The 14,789-nt window shown below is 54.7% G+C and carries 14 protein-coding genes; 4 read left to right on the forward strand and 10 right to left on the reverse strand.

The window, feature by feature from the left end; all coding sequences use genetic code 11:
• Position 1: 1 nt before the first annotated feature.
• Entirely contained in the window at positions 2-922 is a 921-nt protein-coding gene (locus tag ACOZIO_RS18095) for a pyridoxamine 5'-phosphate oxidase family protein (protein ID WP_129991947.1), read from the forward strand.
• Here ACOZIO_RS18095 and ACOZIO_RS18100 read toward each other — a convergent pair.
• From ACOZIO_RS18100 to yihU, 8 genes are all read right to left on the reverse strand, one after another.
• The gene (locus tag ACOZIO_RS18100; RefSeq protein WP_129954807.1) at positions 904-1,257 is read right to left on the reverse strand and encodes an MmcQ/YjbR family DNA-binding protein; all 354 of its coding nucleotides are present in this window, start codon (positions 1,255-1,257) and stop codon (positions 904-906) included. The two genes, ACOZIO_RS18095 and ACOZIO_RS18100, sit on opposite strands and share 19 nt — an antisense overlap.
• Complete coding sequence (locus ACOZIO_RS18105) at positions 1,254-1,679, reverse strand: secondary thiamine-phosphate synthase enzyme YjbQ (protein WP_129991946.1); 426 nt, start codon at positions 1,677-1,679, stop codon at positions 1,254-1,256. The genes ACOZIO_RS18100 and ACOZIO_RS18105 overlap by 4 nt, the downstream gene beginning before the upstream one ends.
• Positions 1,680-1,821: 142 nt before the next feature.
• Entirely contained in the window at positions 1,822-3,237 is a 1,416-nt protein-coding gene (locus ACOZIO_RS18110) for an MFS transporter (protein WP_129991945.1), read from the reverse strand.
• 45 nt (positions 3,238-3,282) lie between these two features.
• Positions 3,283-4,668 (reverse strand): MFS transporter, encoded by a 1,386-nt coding sequence (locus ACOZIO_RS18115; protein WP_129954810.1) that lies wholly within the window; start codon positions 4,666-4,668, stop codon positions 3,283-3,285.
• 56 nt (positions 4,669-4,724) lie between these two features.
• The gene (locus ACOZIO_RS18120; RefSeq protein ID WP_129991944.1) at positions 4,725-6,761 is read right to left on the reverse strand and encodes an alpha-glucosidase; all 2,037 of its coding nucleotides are present in this window, start codon (positions 6,759-6,761) and stop codon (positions 4,725-4,727) included.
• A gap of 17 nt (positions 6,762-6,778) precedes the next feature.
• Complete coding sequence (gene yihS, locus ACOZIO_RS18125) at positions 6,779-8,020, reverse strand: sulfoquinovose isomerase (protein WP_129991943.1); 1,242 nt, start codon at positions 8,018-8,020, stop codon at positions 6,779-6,781.
• Positions 8,021-8,035: 15 nt separating this feature from the next.
• Complete coding sequence (gene yihT, locus ACOZIO_RS18130) at positions 8,036-8,914, reverse strand: sulfofructosephosphate aldolase (RefSeq protein WP_421595560.1); 879 nt, start codon at positions 8,912-8,914, stop codon at positions 8,036-8,038.
• A 22-nt stretch (positions 8,915-8,936) separates the two neighbouring features.
• Positions 8,937-9,833 (reverse strand): sulfolactaldehyde 3-reductase, encoded by an 897-nt coding sequence (gene yihU / locus ACOZIO_RS18135; protein ID WP_129954814.1) that lies wholly within the window; start codon positions 9,831-9,833, stop codon positions 8,937-8,939.
• A 172-nt stretch (positions 9,834-10,005) separates the two neighbouring features.
• Between yihU and ACOZIO_RS18140 the strand changes: the two genes are divergently transcribed.
• Together ACOZIO_RS18140 and ACOZIO_RS18145 are read left to right on the forward strand one after the other, a co-directional pair.
• On the forward strand, positions 10,006-10,902 hold the full coding sequence (locus ACOZIO_RS18140; RefSeq protein WP_258452821.1) for a sugar kinase: 897 nt from the start codon (positions 10,006-10,008) through the stop codon (positions 10,900-10,902).
• 36 nt (positions 10,903-10,938) lie between these two features.
• Positions 10,939-11,724 carry a DeoR/GlpR family DNA-binding transcription regulator gene (locus ACOZIO_RS18145; protein ID WP_129954816.1) on the forward strand — a complete coding sequence of 262 codons (786 nt, stop codon included), beginning with the start codon at positions 10,939-10,941 and terminating at the stop codon, positions 11,722-11,724.
• Between the two features lie 94 nt (positions 11,725-11,818).
• On the opposite strand, the gene ACOZIO_RS18150 is transcribed toward ACOZIO_RS18145, so the two are convergent.
• On the reverse strand, positions 11,819-13,012 hold the full coding sequence (locus ACOZIO_RS18150) for an aromatic amino acid transaminase (protein ID WP_421595561.1): 1,194 nt from the start codon (positions 13,010-13,012) through the stop codon (positions 11,819-11,821).
• A gap of 226 nt (positions 13,013-13,238) precedes the next feature.
• On the opposite strand from ACOZIO_RS18150, the gene ACOZIO_RS18155 reads away from it, so the two are divergent.
• The gene (locus ACOZIO_RS18155; RefSeq protein WP_129991939.1) at positions 13,239-13,988 is read left to right on the forward strand and encodes a 3-oxoacyl-ACP reductase family protein; all 750 of its coding nucleotides are present in this window, start codon (positions 13,239-13,241) and stop codon (positions 13,986-13,988) included.
• A gap of 66 nt (positions 13,989-14,054) precedes the next feature.
• Here ACOZIO_RS18155 and ACOZIO_RS18160 read toward each other — a convergent pair whose 3' ends face one another.
• The gene (locus ACOZIO_RS18160; protein WP_129954819.1) at positions 14,055-14,687 is read right to left on the reverse strand and encodes a YitT family protein; all 633 of its coding nucleotides are present in this window, start codon (positions 14,685-14,687) and stop codon (positions 14,055-14,057) included.
• Between the last annotated feature and the right edge of the window lie 102 nt (positions 14,688-14,789).

Consider the following 14,789-nt stretch of genomic DNA (forward strand, 5'->3'; position numbering starts at 1 on the left):
GATGAATAACCCCTTCCATGCAGACGAAATCCTGGCGCAGGACATGGCAGGGTTTGACGTTTCCGCACACGGCATCCGCGATGCGATGCCGGAACAGCACCGGCTGTTTTTCGCCGCGCTACCGTATTTGTTTATCTCGACGCTGGATGACCACGGCTGGCCGGTGGCGACTCTGCTGACCGGCCCCGCAGGGTTTATCCGTACGCCGGACGCGTCGCATTTGCGGATCAATACACCGCGGCGGGATGACGATCCGGCGCTGGCCGCCTTACAACCGGGGAAACAGATCGGCGGGCTGGGGATCGATTTTTCCAACCGGCGGCGTAACCGTGTGAACGGCAGGATCGGGCGCATGGATAAAAACCGCATTGAGATCGTCGTCGATCAGAGTTTTGGCAATTGTCCGCAGTATATTCAGGTTCGCAAACTGGCCGATGTACCCGTCAGTTTGCCGCTGCCTGCGCGGGAGGATATGTCCGAACCGGATGCTGATGCCCGCGCACTGATTGCGCGTGCCGATACGTTTTTTATCGCCAGCCACGCACACGGCGGTGCCGATATGTCACATCGCGGCGGTCAGCCGGGGTTTGCGCATCTGGTGGGAAACCGTTTGTGGGTGCCTGATTTTCGCGGTAACCGTTATATGAATACGCTGGGGAATTTACTGGCAGAACCGCGTGCGGCACTGCTGTTTATCGATTTTGAGAACGGTGATGTGCTGCATCTTCAGGGACACACGCAGATCCACTGGCACCCGGAAGATATTCCAGGGCCTGCGGGCGCAGAACGTTACTGGAGTCTGGACATCATACGCGCGTGGCGTTTTCGTGGCGCACTGCCGTGGCGGGCTGAGGCGGCAGACTTCTCCCCCTCAACACTTAACAGCGGCAACTGGCCGGACAATCAGCGGCCGATTTCCTGACGTATCGCTTCCGGCAGACCGGATACCACCAACGCATAAGAGCCGTCGATCAGATAATAAAACTGGGAATCGGGCAGCGAACCGTCGAGGAATACCGTATTCCAGTGTGCTTTGTTGAGATGATCTCCCGGCACGATATCCGGATGTGTTGCACGTAATTGCTCTGCCAGCTCCGGGCTGGCTTTCAGCGAAATGGCCTCGCGACCGTCGATTTCACACACCATGGCGAACATCGCATCGCCCACTTTTACCTGATTTGCGCCGCGCTGATTTTCAACACTTTGCTCCGCACCGGGTTTCCCCATGCAGTAGGTCAGCAATTCTGAACTGGTCATGCCTGGATTTCTCCTTGTAACGTGATGACGATCCGGCGTTGTCCGCCGTCGATCCGATGTTCGCCCATCCAGATCCCCTGCCAGGTGCCAAGCAGCAACCTCCCCCGGGAAACGGGCAGCACTAATGATGCACCTAACAGCGATGACTTAATGTGACCCGGCATATCATCGCGGCCTTCATAGTCATGCTCGTAGGGCGCGTTTTCCGGCACGGTACGCATGAAATGTTGTTCCATGTCGTAGCGCACGGTCGGGTCACAGTTCTCGTTCAGCGTCAGCGACGCTGAAGTGTGCTGAATAAATAAATGCATCAGCCCGGTTTGTACTTCATGCAGACGCTCAATTTGGCTGACCACTTCATCGGTGATCAGATGGAAACCCCGCGCTTTCGCGCCGAGCGTAATAGTTTGCTGATGCCACATATACTTTCCACATCCTTTCAGCCGTAAATTCAACTGTAGTAAGTGTGCAACAACATGGCTAAAAATAAAGGCGGGAGACGTAAAGAGCCGTAAAGATGAAAAAGGCCGCCCCATTATCCGTTCATCGTGGCGACCTGCTTTTTTATTGTATGACGGCGGAAAGATTGCTTTTTTCAGCCGGTGTTTCAGGCTCGTTATCTTTTTTGCGCTGAGCGATTTCCTCAATTATTTTCGCGAAGCGTGCTTCGTTCAGTTTATAAAAGAGGCCCATGATGATGGCGGCGGTAATGGCAAGTAAGCAGGGCCAGACAAAGATCAACTGGCGTAAACCGAGTAAGGTCGCGCTGCCCTGCACCGCATTCGGGATATAACCGATTTGCGTCAGCATAATTCCCGGCAGGAAACCGGCAAGCGCGGCAGATATTTTCCGTGAAAAGGTATAACCGGTATACACCGAGCCTTCGGCACGAATACCGGTTTTCCATTCGCCGTAATCCACGGTATCCGGTACCAGTGCCCAGTTCAGGCTGTTGACAAATGCGGTGCCAAAGAATGCCATGCAGGAAAACAGCACAAAGCTTAACGAGCTGTTTCCCCAAAAGAAGTTAAGTATATCGCCGGTTGCCCACAGCAATAATCCTCCCAGGTATACCTGCTTTTTGCCGAAGCGTTTCACACAACCCGGTACCAGAAACACGCCAATCAATATGCAGCCCATGCTGAAAAAACCCATCCATGACAGCAGATGAATATCGTGGAGAACGTACTGCGTGTAATACACCTGGATCGCCAGTTTGATATTAAACGCCGCCAGCGTACACAGGTTGGCGAGGCACAGTACCAGTAACGGCGGATTACGGAATATGGCGCGAAATGACCGCAGGATACCGGATTTATGTTCCGCAGGCGTAATCCCGACGTAACGCTCCCTGACGCCGCGATAACACCAGCCCATACACAGAATACCGCAGGTGGCAAAAATCAGCGCGGCACAGAAATATCCCACCGAAGGGGAATTGCCCAGCAACGCCTGGACAGGCATAAACCCGACCGTACACAGCAGCAACCCGAGTGTGGCACCGCCCTGACGCCAGGCGGCAAGCTGCGCCCGCTCATGCGGATTTTTGGTGATAGCCGGCACCATCGCGCCGTAAGAACAATTCATCAGGCTGTAGAACAAGCCGAACAACATAAACAGGACAGTGGCGAGTGCCGTTTTTACCGGCAGACCGAAATCATTCGCCATAAACTGCGCCGTCGCAACCAGCCCGACCGGCACGGAGGCATATAAAATGAACGGCCTGAACTTACCCCGGGCTCCAATATGACGACGGGAATCAAGTAACACGCCGGTCAGCATATCGGTAAACGCGGTGAAAAACTTCGCCACCAGAAAGATGATGCCGCCATAAAACGCCGGCATGCCCAGCTCATCAGTATAAAATTTCAGGAGATACAGCGTCCCGATACACAACATCAGGTTCGAGCCAAAATCGCCCATTCCATAGGCACACTTCTCCCGCAATGTCAGCGGATCAGGGTGATGAAAATCCTTCATGGCAATCCTCAAAGCGCCCCGCAGGGCGCTGTTACAGTGAATGCACTATGCCGTCTGCTTACGCTGTTCAATTTCCGCAACGATGCGCACGTACATTTTCTCGTTGAGGTTATAGAAACAGCCCATCGCCACGATGGTGATTGCCGCCAGCACACAGGGATAAATGAAGATCAACTGACGCAACCCTTCCTGCGTGTGCGCCGACTGCACAACATTGGGCACATAGCCGATTTGCGTCAGCATCAGGCCGGGGAAAAATCCTGCCAGTGCCTGTGAGACTTTGCGAAAGAAGGTGAAGCCGGTGTAAACCGTACCTTCCGAACGAACGCCGGTACGCCACTCGCCGTATTCCACCGTATCGGACACCAGTGCCCAGTTCAGGCTATTGACGAACGCCGAACCGAAGAACGCCAGACAGGAGAATGCGACGAAGCTGACGGAGCCGCTGCCATAGAAGTAGTTGAGGATATCGCCGACGATCCACAGCGCCAGACCGCCGATATAGACTTTTTTCTTGCCGAATCGTCTGACGGCGGCAGGCATCAGGAATACGCCGATGAAAATGCATCCCATGCTGAAAAAGCCCATATAGGAGAGCAGAATAGGGTCGTTCAGCACGTACTGCGTGTAATACACCTGAATCGCCAGCTTGACGTTAAACGCCCCCAGCGTACAGAGATTGGCGATACACAGGATGAACAAAGGACGGTTACCGGCGATGGCGCGAAATGACGGCAAAAGCCCCGGTTTTTGCGTCTGATTTGCAGGCTGCGCCTCGCCATAACGCTCTTTCACTCCGGCATAACACAGCCACATAAACAGCAAACCCACCAGCGAGAACAGCGTCGCGGCAAAGATATAACTGCGCTGCGCATTACCTTCGAGCAGATTCATTACCGGCACAAAACCGACAGTGCACAGTAGCAGTCCCAGTGTGGCACCGCCCTGCCGCCAGGCCGCAAGCGACGCACGCTCGTCCGGATTTTTGGTGATGGCAGGCACCATCGCGCCATAGGAGCAGTTCATCATGCTGAAAAACAACCCGTACAACATAAACAGCAGTGTTGCCACGACGGTCTTACCGGTTATCTCAAACGGTGTGCCGACAAAGTTGGCGACCGCCAGCAGGGTGACCGGAAACGCGGCATACAATACGAAGGGACGGAATTTGCCTTTTGGGCCGATCTTACGCCGTGAATCCAGCATGATGCCGGTGCCCATATCGGTGAAGGCGGTAAAGAATTTGGCGATCAGAAAAATGATGCCACCGTAAGTGCCCGGCAAACCGAGCACGTCCGTGTAAAACTTCAGCAGGTACAGCGTGCCAATATCGAGCAGGATATTGGAGCCTAAATCCCCCATGCCGTACGCCAGTTTTTCCCTGAAAGGCAGGCGCAGGGTCGCGGGATTTTCCGGTGTTGTCTGACTCATTATGATTCTCCTTCATACGCCGGGGCGTGGTCGCCAACCCCGGCGGCTGAGTCTTATCAGATATGACGTAATGCACCGAACAGCGCTGCCCACTCGCTGTCTGCACGATAAAAGACCGGTGGCTGACCCAACGGTGCGGCCACCGTTACATCGCCGCCGTGATGCGTTTCGCCGGTCCAGATGTTGATCCAGGTATCCTGCGGCAGATACAGAGACCCGTCGCTGCGCCCTTCCTCATACACCGGTGCCACCAGCAGATCACGACCGAACAGATACTGGTATTTCAGGGTATACGTGCGGGCATCCTCTTCGTAATGCAGAAACAGCGGACGCATCACCGGTAAACCGCTTTGGCTGTTTTGCTGTACGGCCTGACGGATATAGGGTTTGAGATGAGTGAATACGCCGGTCATGCGGGCAAAATGCGCAATGGTTTCGGCGTCGCCGTCAAACTGCCAGTTATCGCCCGGACGGTTGCCTTCGTGGGTGCGCATCATCGGCGTGAAGGCGCTGAAATCGCACCAGCGCAGCAGCAATTCCTTGCTACGTTTCATCCCGAACAGTGTGGTGTAACCGCCGATGTCGCTGTGATGTAAACCGTGACCGCTCATCGCCAGAGACAATGCCGCCGGAATAACCGAGGCCAGTCCGTCGTCCAGACACCAGTCCACGTTCTGGTCGCCCGCCCACATCATCGTCGAATATTTCTGGCTGCCGGTGTAACCGGCACGCATAAAGAACAGCACCTCGCCGAGTTTGCCGGTTTCCTGCAGGGCTTCGTAGTTACATTTCGCCCACAGTGCAGGCCAGGCGTTATGCATGATTTCCGCGCTGATGCCGTTGTGCAGGAAAGTGTCGGTCGGCAGATATTCGCCAAAATCTGCCATCCATCCGCCGCAACCCAGTTCAATCAGGTTCTTTTTGATAACGTTTTTGAACCACTCATAGGCCTCCGGATGAGTCAGGTCCACCACGCCTGCATAGAACTCGCCAAACTCGACGTGATAATCACCGCCGCTGGCATCCCGCGTCAGGTAGCCTTTTTTTGCGGCTTCGGTGCATAAATCCCGGTCGCTGGCAACGTAGGGATTGATGTAAGAAAGGAACTGCACGCCCTCTTCTTTCCACTGCGGAATACGTGCGTCAAGCTGCGGATACAGTTCACTGTTCCATTTCCAGTTCCACATCACACGTTTACCGAACGAGGTCATGCGAATGCCGGACCAGTCCTGTGCCCAGATACCGTTAACCTTCACACCCGCTTCGCGCATCACGTCCAGTTTTTGCTGGCAGACTTCCGTACCGCCCTGAATGCCCAGCGTCACGCCGTCATACACCCAGTCCGGCAACTCAGGCTGGCGGCCTAACAGCGCGGTGAGTTTTTCCAGCAGGCTGATATAGTCGCTGGCGCATTCAAAACGCAGGGTGGCGTTATCTTCCCAAAAGGCCAGTTCATGGTATTCCGGCGCGCTGAAATCGAAATTCATATAGCCGCTGTTTTCCACATGGCAGTAATACTTTTGTGTGCTGACAAAGGTCGGCTGTGGGAAAAATGTCCAGTAATAGTCGCCGCCTGCGTTCTCTTTGCAGTCGGCCTGCCAGGTAACATAGGTTTGTTTGTTGCGCCCGACGCCCTGTTCGCTGGTCCACAGCGGGAAGGGTTTGCCGCGTAAATCGAAGTAAGAGAACTGTTCACCGCAGCCGTAAATATGATCTTCCGCCTGCGCCGACAGCCGCAACCAGATGCGGTTATGCCTGCTGTCGTCGTTTTGCAGGTTGAGCTGTAAACGCCCGGTATCATCGGTGGTGATAATCAGCGTTGCGCTGAGCGTACCACCACGGCTGAAACGCACTTGCCACCCCGCAGCCTGAGCGGTGATGGTGATATCCGTCAGCGCAACCTTTTCATTCAGGCGATCTTTAATACTGAAATTGCCACGAAACATAGCGATATCCGCTTCGCCGCCGCCAATCCATAAACAGGGTGCTTGCGCGGTATGACGTAAAATCAGGCGCTGCTGATAAATCAGCGAAAATTCATTATTACCGGCGGTAAATTCAATCTGAGTATTTTTATTTTGTAGGGTACTCATGATGGTCTCCGTGATTTTTATTTTGCATTGATGTCCAGCAGTCCGGCGGCCACGGCAGGTGCCAGCCCCGGCGCCAGCGGCAGACGCGGGATCACCAGACAATGCAGGAGATGATAAATATCCTGTTTGCCATCCCAGACTTTGGTAGTGACTTTATTGTCGGTATCGAGCTCCTGCCACCATGAACCATTTTCGTAATCCATCAGGTACTTAACGCAATAGTCCCACCAGGTCTGATACCAGGTTTCGTATTGCGCTTCGCCGGTAACACAATGCAGGGCATACGCGGTGCCCATCGCCTCAACAACCGGCCAGCGCACACGTTCACGCACAATGGGTTTCCCGTCCCAGCCGACGGAATAGACAAAACCGTCTGCGCCGTCCGGCGCCCAGGCATCGCGGATTGTGGCGTGGAACAACCCTTTTGCATCCTCCAGCAGCCAGGCCGGAGGCGTTTCAAAACGGGCTTCCAGCGCAGCATGAAGATGCAACATCAGGCGGCCCCATTCGATCCAATGCCCTGGCGTGCCGCCGTAAGCACGGAAACGGTGCGCCGGATTATCTTTGTTGTAATCGCGGATCGGGTTCCACTGCGTATCAAAATGCTCATTGACCCGGTATTCGCCGCGACGGGCGACGTCATGAATAATCACCGAGGCAATTCTCAGTGCGCGATCCAGCCATTTCCGCTCGTGCGTAACGTCGTAGACAATCAGGAAAGCTTCGACGGCGTGCATATTTGCATTGCCGCCGCGATAAGCTTCGGTTTGGCTGAACGCTTCATCCCACGACTCGAGGCACATCTGTTCATCTTCACTCCAGAAGTATTTTTCGATCACACCGATAGCCTGATCGAGTAACGTTCTGGCTTCCGGATGGCCGGTGGTGACGGCGCTGGCCGCGCCCAGTAAAACGAAGAAATGCTGATAACCTTGCTTCGAGGCATCCACCACGCCCTCATCGTTTACACAGGCGTACCAGCCGCCGTACTGTTTATCCGCCAGTGCGCCGTTAAGGGCGCGGATCCCGTGATCCACCAGCGCATACGCTCCGGGACGCCCCATGTCTGCGGCAACCGAATACACGTGCAACATGCGGGCGGTGATCCACAAATGGGTCCCCATATCCGCCCTGACTTGTCCGTTATTACCCAGCCAGCCGAAGCCGGTGGCGACGGCGGCATTTTTGCCGAATTCGAAGATCCGGTCGGTTTCCTGTGCAAGCCAGCGGTGGTGGCTCATCGTGTTAAACCATTTCATTTTCCACTCCTTTCGTTAGCGGCGGCGGGCCATCATGTCGTCGACAATCTCGCCCAGACGCTGCAATTTCGGCGCGGAAATATCCCTGAGCATAAGTTCGGTATCCGGTAAACCGACCACGGATGACCAGACTGCGCGGCCTGCGAGGAAACCGGAGGCGCCTGCCGTCATGGCGACGCTGACTGCGCGCGGAAAGAGTTTTTCATCAACACCTGAGGAGAGGATCACCCACGGCATATGAATGTGTTCATTGAGGTGTTGTGATGCGCGCAGCAGTTCGGCCTGTGTACCGCGCCCGCAAAGGGGCATTTCGACTTTATAAAGGTCAGCGCCGCTGTCACCGAGTTCTTTCGCGGCATCAATAATCGCCTGTTCGCGGTCAAATTTCTCGCCACGGCGAGGCGGCCTGACCACCGGTTCGATAATGCTCAGCAGACCGTGCGCATGGCAGCGTTGATTAAATGTTTTCACCATCTCCAGACGTTGTTGCGGATCTTCATCGCTGCGCCACAACACCAGTAATTTCAGCGCCTTGCCGCCGTTTTCCCGGACCGCCTGTGGATCTACACTTTTGTCGATCACCACGCTGTCCACCGGCAAGCCGTTGCCCGGAATAAATTCGTCAGCCGCCACAATCATGGCGCAGTTTTGCGCGATGGCATTCTGCTCAACAATCTGGCGGTAACAGAACGGCTGATCGACCAAAATTGCAGAAGCGTACGGCGATAAAATCCGCGCGGCATTGACTTTAAAATCGGTCAGCACCTGATCGGTAACCGGAGCTTTCGCGCCGGCGGCCACGAACATTAAACGCATGGCTTCACGCTGGTCGACCGCCAGCATGGCGAATCCGCCGGACGGACGGGTGATATCGTTAAGGCTGTAGTGAGTCATTCAACTTTCCTTGGTTAAGGCGTTACGGATGTATTTTTTGTGTCAGACCGGCGCTGGTGCGCACCTGCTCAAGAATGGCCGTCCAGTCCTGACGTCCGCGTCCTGCGGCGCGTGCCTGGTTGTATACTTCACGGGAAGCCGCACCGAGCGGCATCGGCACATGCAGCTGATTAGCGACATCCAGCGCAATACCCAGATCTTTATGGGCGAGGTCAATCATGAAAGCGGGTGACACATCCCCTTTCAGCACTTTGTTCGGCCATGACGTGGTGAAGTGGCCTTTTCCGGCCGGTGTTCCGCTCATCACCTGCAGCGCCACATCGAAAGACAGATCCAGTGCCTCGCACAGCACGGCGGCTTCAGCGGAGAGCGCATTCAGGGCAATGCTCATGTAGTTGTTGATCAGCTTGACGCGGATCCCTTTGCCCGGCCCGCCCGCATTGATCAGTTCAGACCCCATCGCCATCAGCACCGGCGTTGCGCGTTCAACCTGTTCAGGCGTACCGCCCGCCAGCAGCAGTAAAGTCCCGGCCACTGCATGATCAGAGGTTCTGCCCACCGGCACATCCATCATGCTGAAGCCCTTTTCATGCATCTGAGCAATCAGCTTGTCGGTCTGTAACGGGTGAATTGTCGACATATCGATAACCAGTGCCGACGGGTTCAGGGTTTCGCAGACCCCCTCAGGGCCAAACAGAACCTCGCGTACCAGATCACCATTGGGCAGCATGGTGATAACAAAATCCGCACCCTGCGCCGCCTCTGCCGCGCTCTTAACGCCCGATGCGCCCTGATGTACCAGCTTCTGTACCGCCTGCGGGTTGAGATCGAACACCGCTAACCGGTGCCCCTGTTTAACCAGATTGGCCGCCATCGGAGCGCCCATTTGCCCCAGACCAATAAATGCCACATTTGCCATGCGTCTCTCCTTTGTGCTGATCAGACATGTCACTTTTTGATAATCAGCGGTGTCTTTGTTTGTCGTTTTTTGATCGTATTTGTAATTTAAAGTCAAAAAATTGACAGCCATCACTTTTTTAACAATTGGCTAAATTAAAATAACCTCATCAAAATACGCTTAAGGAATAGCCATGATTCGCATTGCCTGTGTCGGGATTACCGTAATGGACCGGATCTATTACGTTGAAGAATTGCCTGCGGGAGGGGGAAAATATGTCGCTGAAAAATATCATGAAGTGGGCGGCGGTCCCGCCGCTACGGCAGCCGTTGCGGCAGCCCGGCTGGGGGCGCAGGTGGATTTTATTGGCCGTGTGGGTGATGACGATACCGGAAACCGGCTGCTCACGGAGCTGGACTCCCTGGGGGTAAATACCCGGTACGTCCGCCGCGTGGAAGGCGCCAGCTCATCGCAATCCGCCGTTCTGGTGGACAACAACGGTGAGCGGATCATTATCAATTATCCCGGCCCGGATTTGCCCGCTTGTGCCACATGGTTACAGGCTATCGATTTTTCACAGTGGGATGTGGTGCTGGCAGATGTACGCTGGCATGAGGGGGCAAAACAGGCATTTACTCTGGCGCGTCAGGCGGGTGTAATGACGGTGCTGGATGCCGATGTGACGCCGCAGGATATCGCCGATTTAGTCGCTTTAAGCGATCACGCCGCGTTTTCCGCTCCGGGTTTACAACGGCTGACCGGAAAATCTGACGCCGGTTCTGCATTAGCCAAAGCCAAAACGCTCACAAAGGGTCATGTCTATGTCACACAGGGCGGGCAAGGTTGTCTGTGGCTGGAAAATGACAGGCTGCATCATCAGCCGGGCTTCGCCGTTAATGTCGTAGACACAACCGGCGCAGGCGATGTTTTTCATGGCGCACTGGCGGTCAGTCTGTCTCAGAACGCCTTGCCTGCCGAAGCGGTTCGCTTTGCCAGCGGGGTCGCGGCACTGAAATGTACACAGCCTGGTGGCCGCGCGGGGATACCTGACTGTGATCAGACCCGGTCTTTTTTGTCACTTTCTGTATAGAATACGACTCAGACGCTCATTTTGAAGGATGTATCCATGAGTCTTACTGAACTGACCGGCAATCCGCGCCACGATCAACTGCTCGCACTGATTGCCGAGCGCGGTTACATGAACATTGAAGAGCTGGCGGCGCTGCTGGATGTCTCGACCCAAACTGCCCGCCGCGATATCCGCAAACTCAGCGATCAGGGGCTGATCACGCGCCATCACGGCGGTGCGGGGCGTGCGTCAAGTGTGGTTAATACCGCCTTCGAACAGCGCGAGATTTCCTGGACGGAAGAGAAAAAAGCCATTGCGGAAGCCATCGCTGATTACATTCCTGACGGCTCGACAGTGTTTATCACCATCGGTACCACGGTCGAGCAGGTCGCCCATTCGCTGCTCAATCATAACCGCCTGCGGATTATCACCAACTGTCTGCGTGTCGCACATATCTTGTATAAGAATCCGCGCTTTGAAGTGATGGTGCCGGGCGGAACACTGCGTCCGCACAATGGCGGAATTATCGGCCCTGCCGCCACGGCTTTTGTTGCAGGATTCCGTGCCGACTATCTGGTGACCAGTGTCGGCGCTATTGAAAGCGACGGTGCCCTGCTGGAGTTCGACGTCAACGAAGCCAGCGTGGTGAAAACCATGATGGCGCATTCACGTCATATTCTGCTGGCCGCTGACCATACCAAATATCATGCCTCTGCAGCGGTCGAAATCGGCAATATCTCGCAAGCCACAGCGCTGTTCACTGACGAACTTCCGGCCGCCGGGTTGCTCAAGGTGCTGAAAAACCATCAGGTAGAAGTCATCAAAGTCAGCACGGCGGAATAAAAAAGCCGACATTTCTGTCGGCCTTTAAGCGTACCCTGTGACCGGGGTGAATGAGCGCAACCAACGCATCCGCAGCCCGAAATATGACGGGAATTTACTGGACCGCGGCGAAAGCTTCAGCCACTTGCCTGACGTTATGGTGATTCAGACCGGCCATGCAGACGCGGCCGCTGAGGATCAGGTAAACGCCAAACTCTTCACGCAGACGGATAACCTGCGCTTCGCTGAAACCGGTGTAGCTGAACATACCGCGCTGTTGCAGCAGGTAGCCAAAATCACGCCCCGGTAAGGCCGTTTTCAGGCTGTCGACCAGGGTGTGGCGCATTTCCAGAATACGGATGCGCATTCTCTCGACTTCCGCTTTCCACTGGGCGTTCAGGGCGCTGTCGCTCAGAACTTCTGCAACGACTTTTGCACCGAAGCTTGGCGGGCTGGAGTAGTTACGGCGCACGGTTGCTTTCAGCTGACCCAGCACACGTCCCGCCGCATCGCTGTCTTCGCAGACCACAGACAGGCCGCCGACACGTTCACCGTACAGGGAGAAAATTTTCGAGAAGGAGTTACTGACAAAGCAGTTAACGCCAGCAGAGGCCATCGCGCGGATAGCGTAGGCGTCGTCGTCAATGCCCGCGCCAAAGCCCTGATAAGCGATGTCGAGGAACGGGATCAGCTCACGCTGTTTGGTGATTTCAATCACCTGATCCCACTGTGCTGGCGTCAGGTCAGAACCGGTCGGGTTGTGACAGCACGGATGCAGGAGAACGATGCTTTGCGCTGGTAAACTTTTCAGGCGGTCAATCATCGCCGGGAAATTTACTCCCAAGGTTTCAGGATCAAAGTAAGGATAAGTATGCACTTTGAAACCTGCGCCACTGAAGATAGCCACGTGGTTTTCCCAGGTCGGATCGCTCACATAAACTTCAGAATTCGGGAAATAAGACTTCAGGAAATCAGCGCCAACTTTCAGTGCACCGGAACCGCCGACGGTCTGAATAGTCGCGATACGCTGTTGTTTCAGCGCCGGATGTCCGGCACCAAACAGCAGCGCCTGGATACCTGCACGATACGCAGGTAACCCTTCCATTGGCAGATAGACTGACGCGGCCTGCGGCCCGGCATTCAGTTGTTGCTCGGCTTTTTCCACCGCCGCCAGTTGCGGAATAATACCCTGCCCGTCGTAATAAAGACCGATACTCAGGTTTACCTTATCTTGTCTCGGATCGGTCTTGAAGCTTTCCATCAGCGACAAAATCGGGTCACCGGCATAGGCATCGACATGTTGGAACACGGTATACATCTCCTGGGTTGGGTTGAGTGGCGCTGCGATCCACGTCCGGTAAGCCGGCGTATCACAACTGTTTCACAGACTATCAAAGTTCGTTAAAAAAGATGACAACTATGTTGGCAATTTTCGGGCACGTATTGCATATCAAACCGGCCGTTCACCTGAGATTCTGATTTGCTGCTATGAGCTACGATCAAACCATCACCTCATCCATCCGGAGTACCGTAATATGACGACTCAATACGCATTGCAAAGTAAAGCCGCATTTGTTCAGGGCGGTTCACGCGGCATCGGTGCCGCTATCGTTCAGCGTCTGGCCAGCGAAGGTGCCAGCGTGGCTTTCACCTATGTCTCATCTGAAGATAAAGCGCAGGCGCTGGTGAAAACTATCGAAGCCAGCGGTGGCAAAGCGCTGGCGATTAAAGCCGACAGCGCCGATGAAAGTAGCGTCCGCTCCGCCATCGACAGCGCGGCGAAAGCATTCGGTAAAATCGATATTCTGGTCAATAACGCAGGTGTGCTGGCGTTCGGCGAAATCGATGCGCTGACGATGGATGATTTCGACCGTACCATCGCCATCAATGTGCGCAGCGTTTTTGTCGCCAGCCAACAGGCTGCGCGCCATATGCCTGACGGCGGACGCATCATCACCATCGGCAGCGTCAATGCCGATCGCATGCCATTCCAGGGTGGTGCTGTTTATGCCATGAGCAAATCAGCTATCGTCGGCCTGACCAAAGGTCTGGCACGGGATTTAGGACCGCGTGGCATTACCGTGAACAACGTCCAACCCGGCCCGGTCGATACCGATATGAACCCGGCTGACGGCGAAATGGCTGATGGCATGCGTTCTTATATGGCGCTCAACCGCTACGGCAAAGACAGTGAAATCGCCAGCTTTGTGGCTTATCTTTCCGGCCCTGAAGCGGGTTATATCACCGGTGCAAACCTGACGATTGACGGCGGCTTCGGCGCATAATTTATGCCGATATACTGACAAAAATGGCGCAGGTCCCTGAACCCTGCGTCATTTTCATCCATGTCGTCAGACGCTGTAGCGCCCCGGACGGTGATTCATCGCGATAATCAGATTCACAATCACCGCACCCAGCACCGAGGCAATCAGCATTTCGTAACTCACCACGAACAGCGATGCCAGCACGATGCAGCAGTCCACACCCATTTGCAGTTTACCGGCACGGATACCGTATTTGTCCTGCAGAAACAGCGCCAGAATGTTCACGCCGCCCAGACTGGCTTTATGACGGAACAGCACAATAAAGCCGATGCCCATAATCACGTTAGCAAACAACGTCGCGTAGAATGGCTGAAGATGATCAAAGTGCACGAAAAGCGGATGCAGATCGGAGAAGACGGAAACCAGTGCAACAGCGGCAAACGTTTTCAGCGTGAACGGCAAACCCATACGACGAAAAGAGAGATAATAGAAAGGTAAGTTGATGATAAAAAAGGCCGTACCGAACGAAACCTGCGTGACGTAATGTGCCAGAAATGCCATTCCTGCCGTGCCGCCGGTCAGTGCGCCGACCTGCCGCAACATCACCACGCCAAAAGAGACCATCAGTGTACCGATAATGATCGCCAGCGCATCTTCAATCAGCGTATGCCCGATGCGCGGCTGTTCAACCGGCTGTTTGATGTCATCAAGAGTTGCCATAATTCCCCATACCCCAAAATAATAATTCTAACGTCTGATTTTGAGATAATTATTGAGACAGAGAATTAAGGCAATATTCACGCGCGCAATTTGCATCAAAAA

The organism is Rahnella sp. PD4 (genome assembly GCF_049199325.1).
Taxonomy (GTDB): domain Bacteria; phylum Pseudomonadota; class Gammaproteobacteria; order Enterobacterales; family Enterobacteriaceae; genus Rahnella; species Rahnella perminowiae.

Coding starts and splice junctions, on each gene's coding strand:
- ACOZIO_RS18100 (WP_129954807.1), bottom strand. CDS start 1,257: ATGACCAGTTCAGAATTGCTGACCTACTGCATGGGGAAACCCGGTGCG.
- ACOZIO_RS18155 (WP_129991939.1), top strand. CDS start 13,239: ATGACGACTCAATACGCATTGCAAAGTAAAGCCGCATTTGTTCAGGGC.
- yihT (WP_421595560.1), bottom strand. CDS start 8,914: ATGACTCACTACAGCCTTAACGATATCACCCGTCCGTCCGGCGGATTC.
- ACOZIO_RS18110 (WP_129991945.1), bottom strand. CDS start 3,237: ATGAAGGATTTTCATCACCCTGATCCGCTGACATTGCGGGAGAAGTGT.
- ACOZIO_RS18160 (WP_129954819.1), bottom strand. CDS start 14,687: ATGGCAACTCTTGATGACATCAAACAGCCGGTTGAACAGCCGCGCATC.
- ACOZIO_RS18105 (WP_129991946.1), bottom strand. CDS start 1,679: ATGTGGCATCAGCAAACTATTACGCTCGGCGCGAAAGCGCGGGGTTTC.
- yihU (WP_129954814.1), bottom strand. CDS start 9,833: ATGGCAAATGTGGCATTTATTGGTCTGGGGCAAATGGGCGCTCCGATG.
- ACOZIO_RS18120 (WP_129991944.1), bottom strand. CDS start 6,761: ATGAGTACCCTACAAAATAAAAATACTCAGATTGAATTTACCGCCGGT.
- ACOZIO_RS18140 (WP_258452821.1), top strand. CDS start 10,006: ATGATTCGCATTGCCTGTGTCGGGATTACCGTAATGGACCGGATCTAT.
- ACOZIO_RS18145 (WP_129954816.1), top strand. CDS start 10,939: ATGAGTCTTACTGAACTGACCGGCAATCCGCGCCACGATCAACTGCTC.
- ACOZIO_RS18095 (WP_129991947.1), top strand. CDS start 2: ATGAATAACCCCTTCCATGCAGACGAAATCCTGGCGCAGGACATGGCA.
- yihS (WP_129991943.1), bottom strand. CDS start 8,020: ATGAAATGGTTTAACACGATGAGCCACCACCGCTGGCTTGCACAGGAA.
- ACOZIO_RS18115 (WP_129954810.1), bottom strand. CDS start 4,668: ATGAGTCAGACAACACCGGAAAATCCCGCGACCCTGCGCCTGCCTTTC.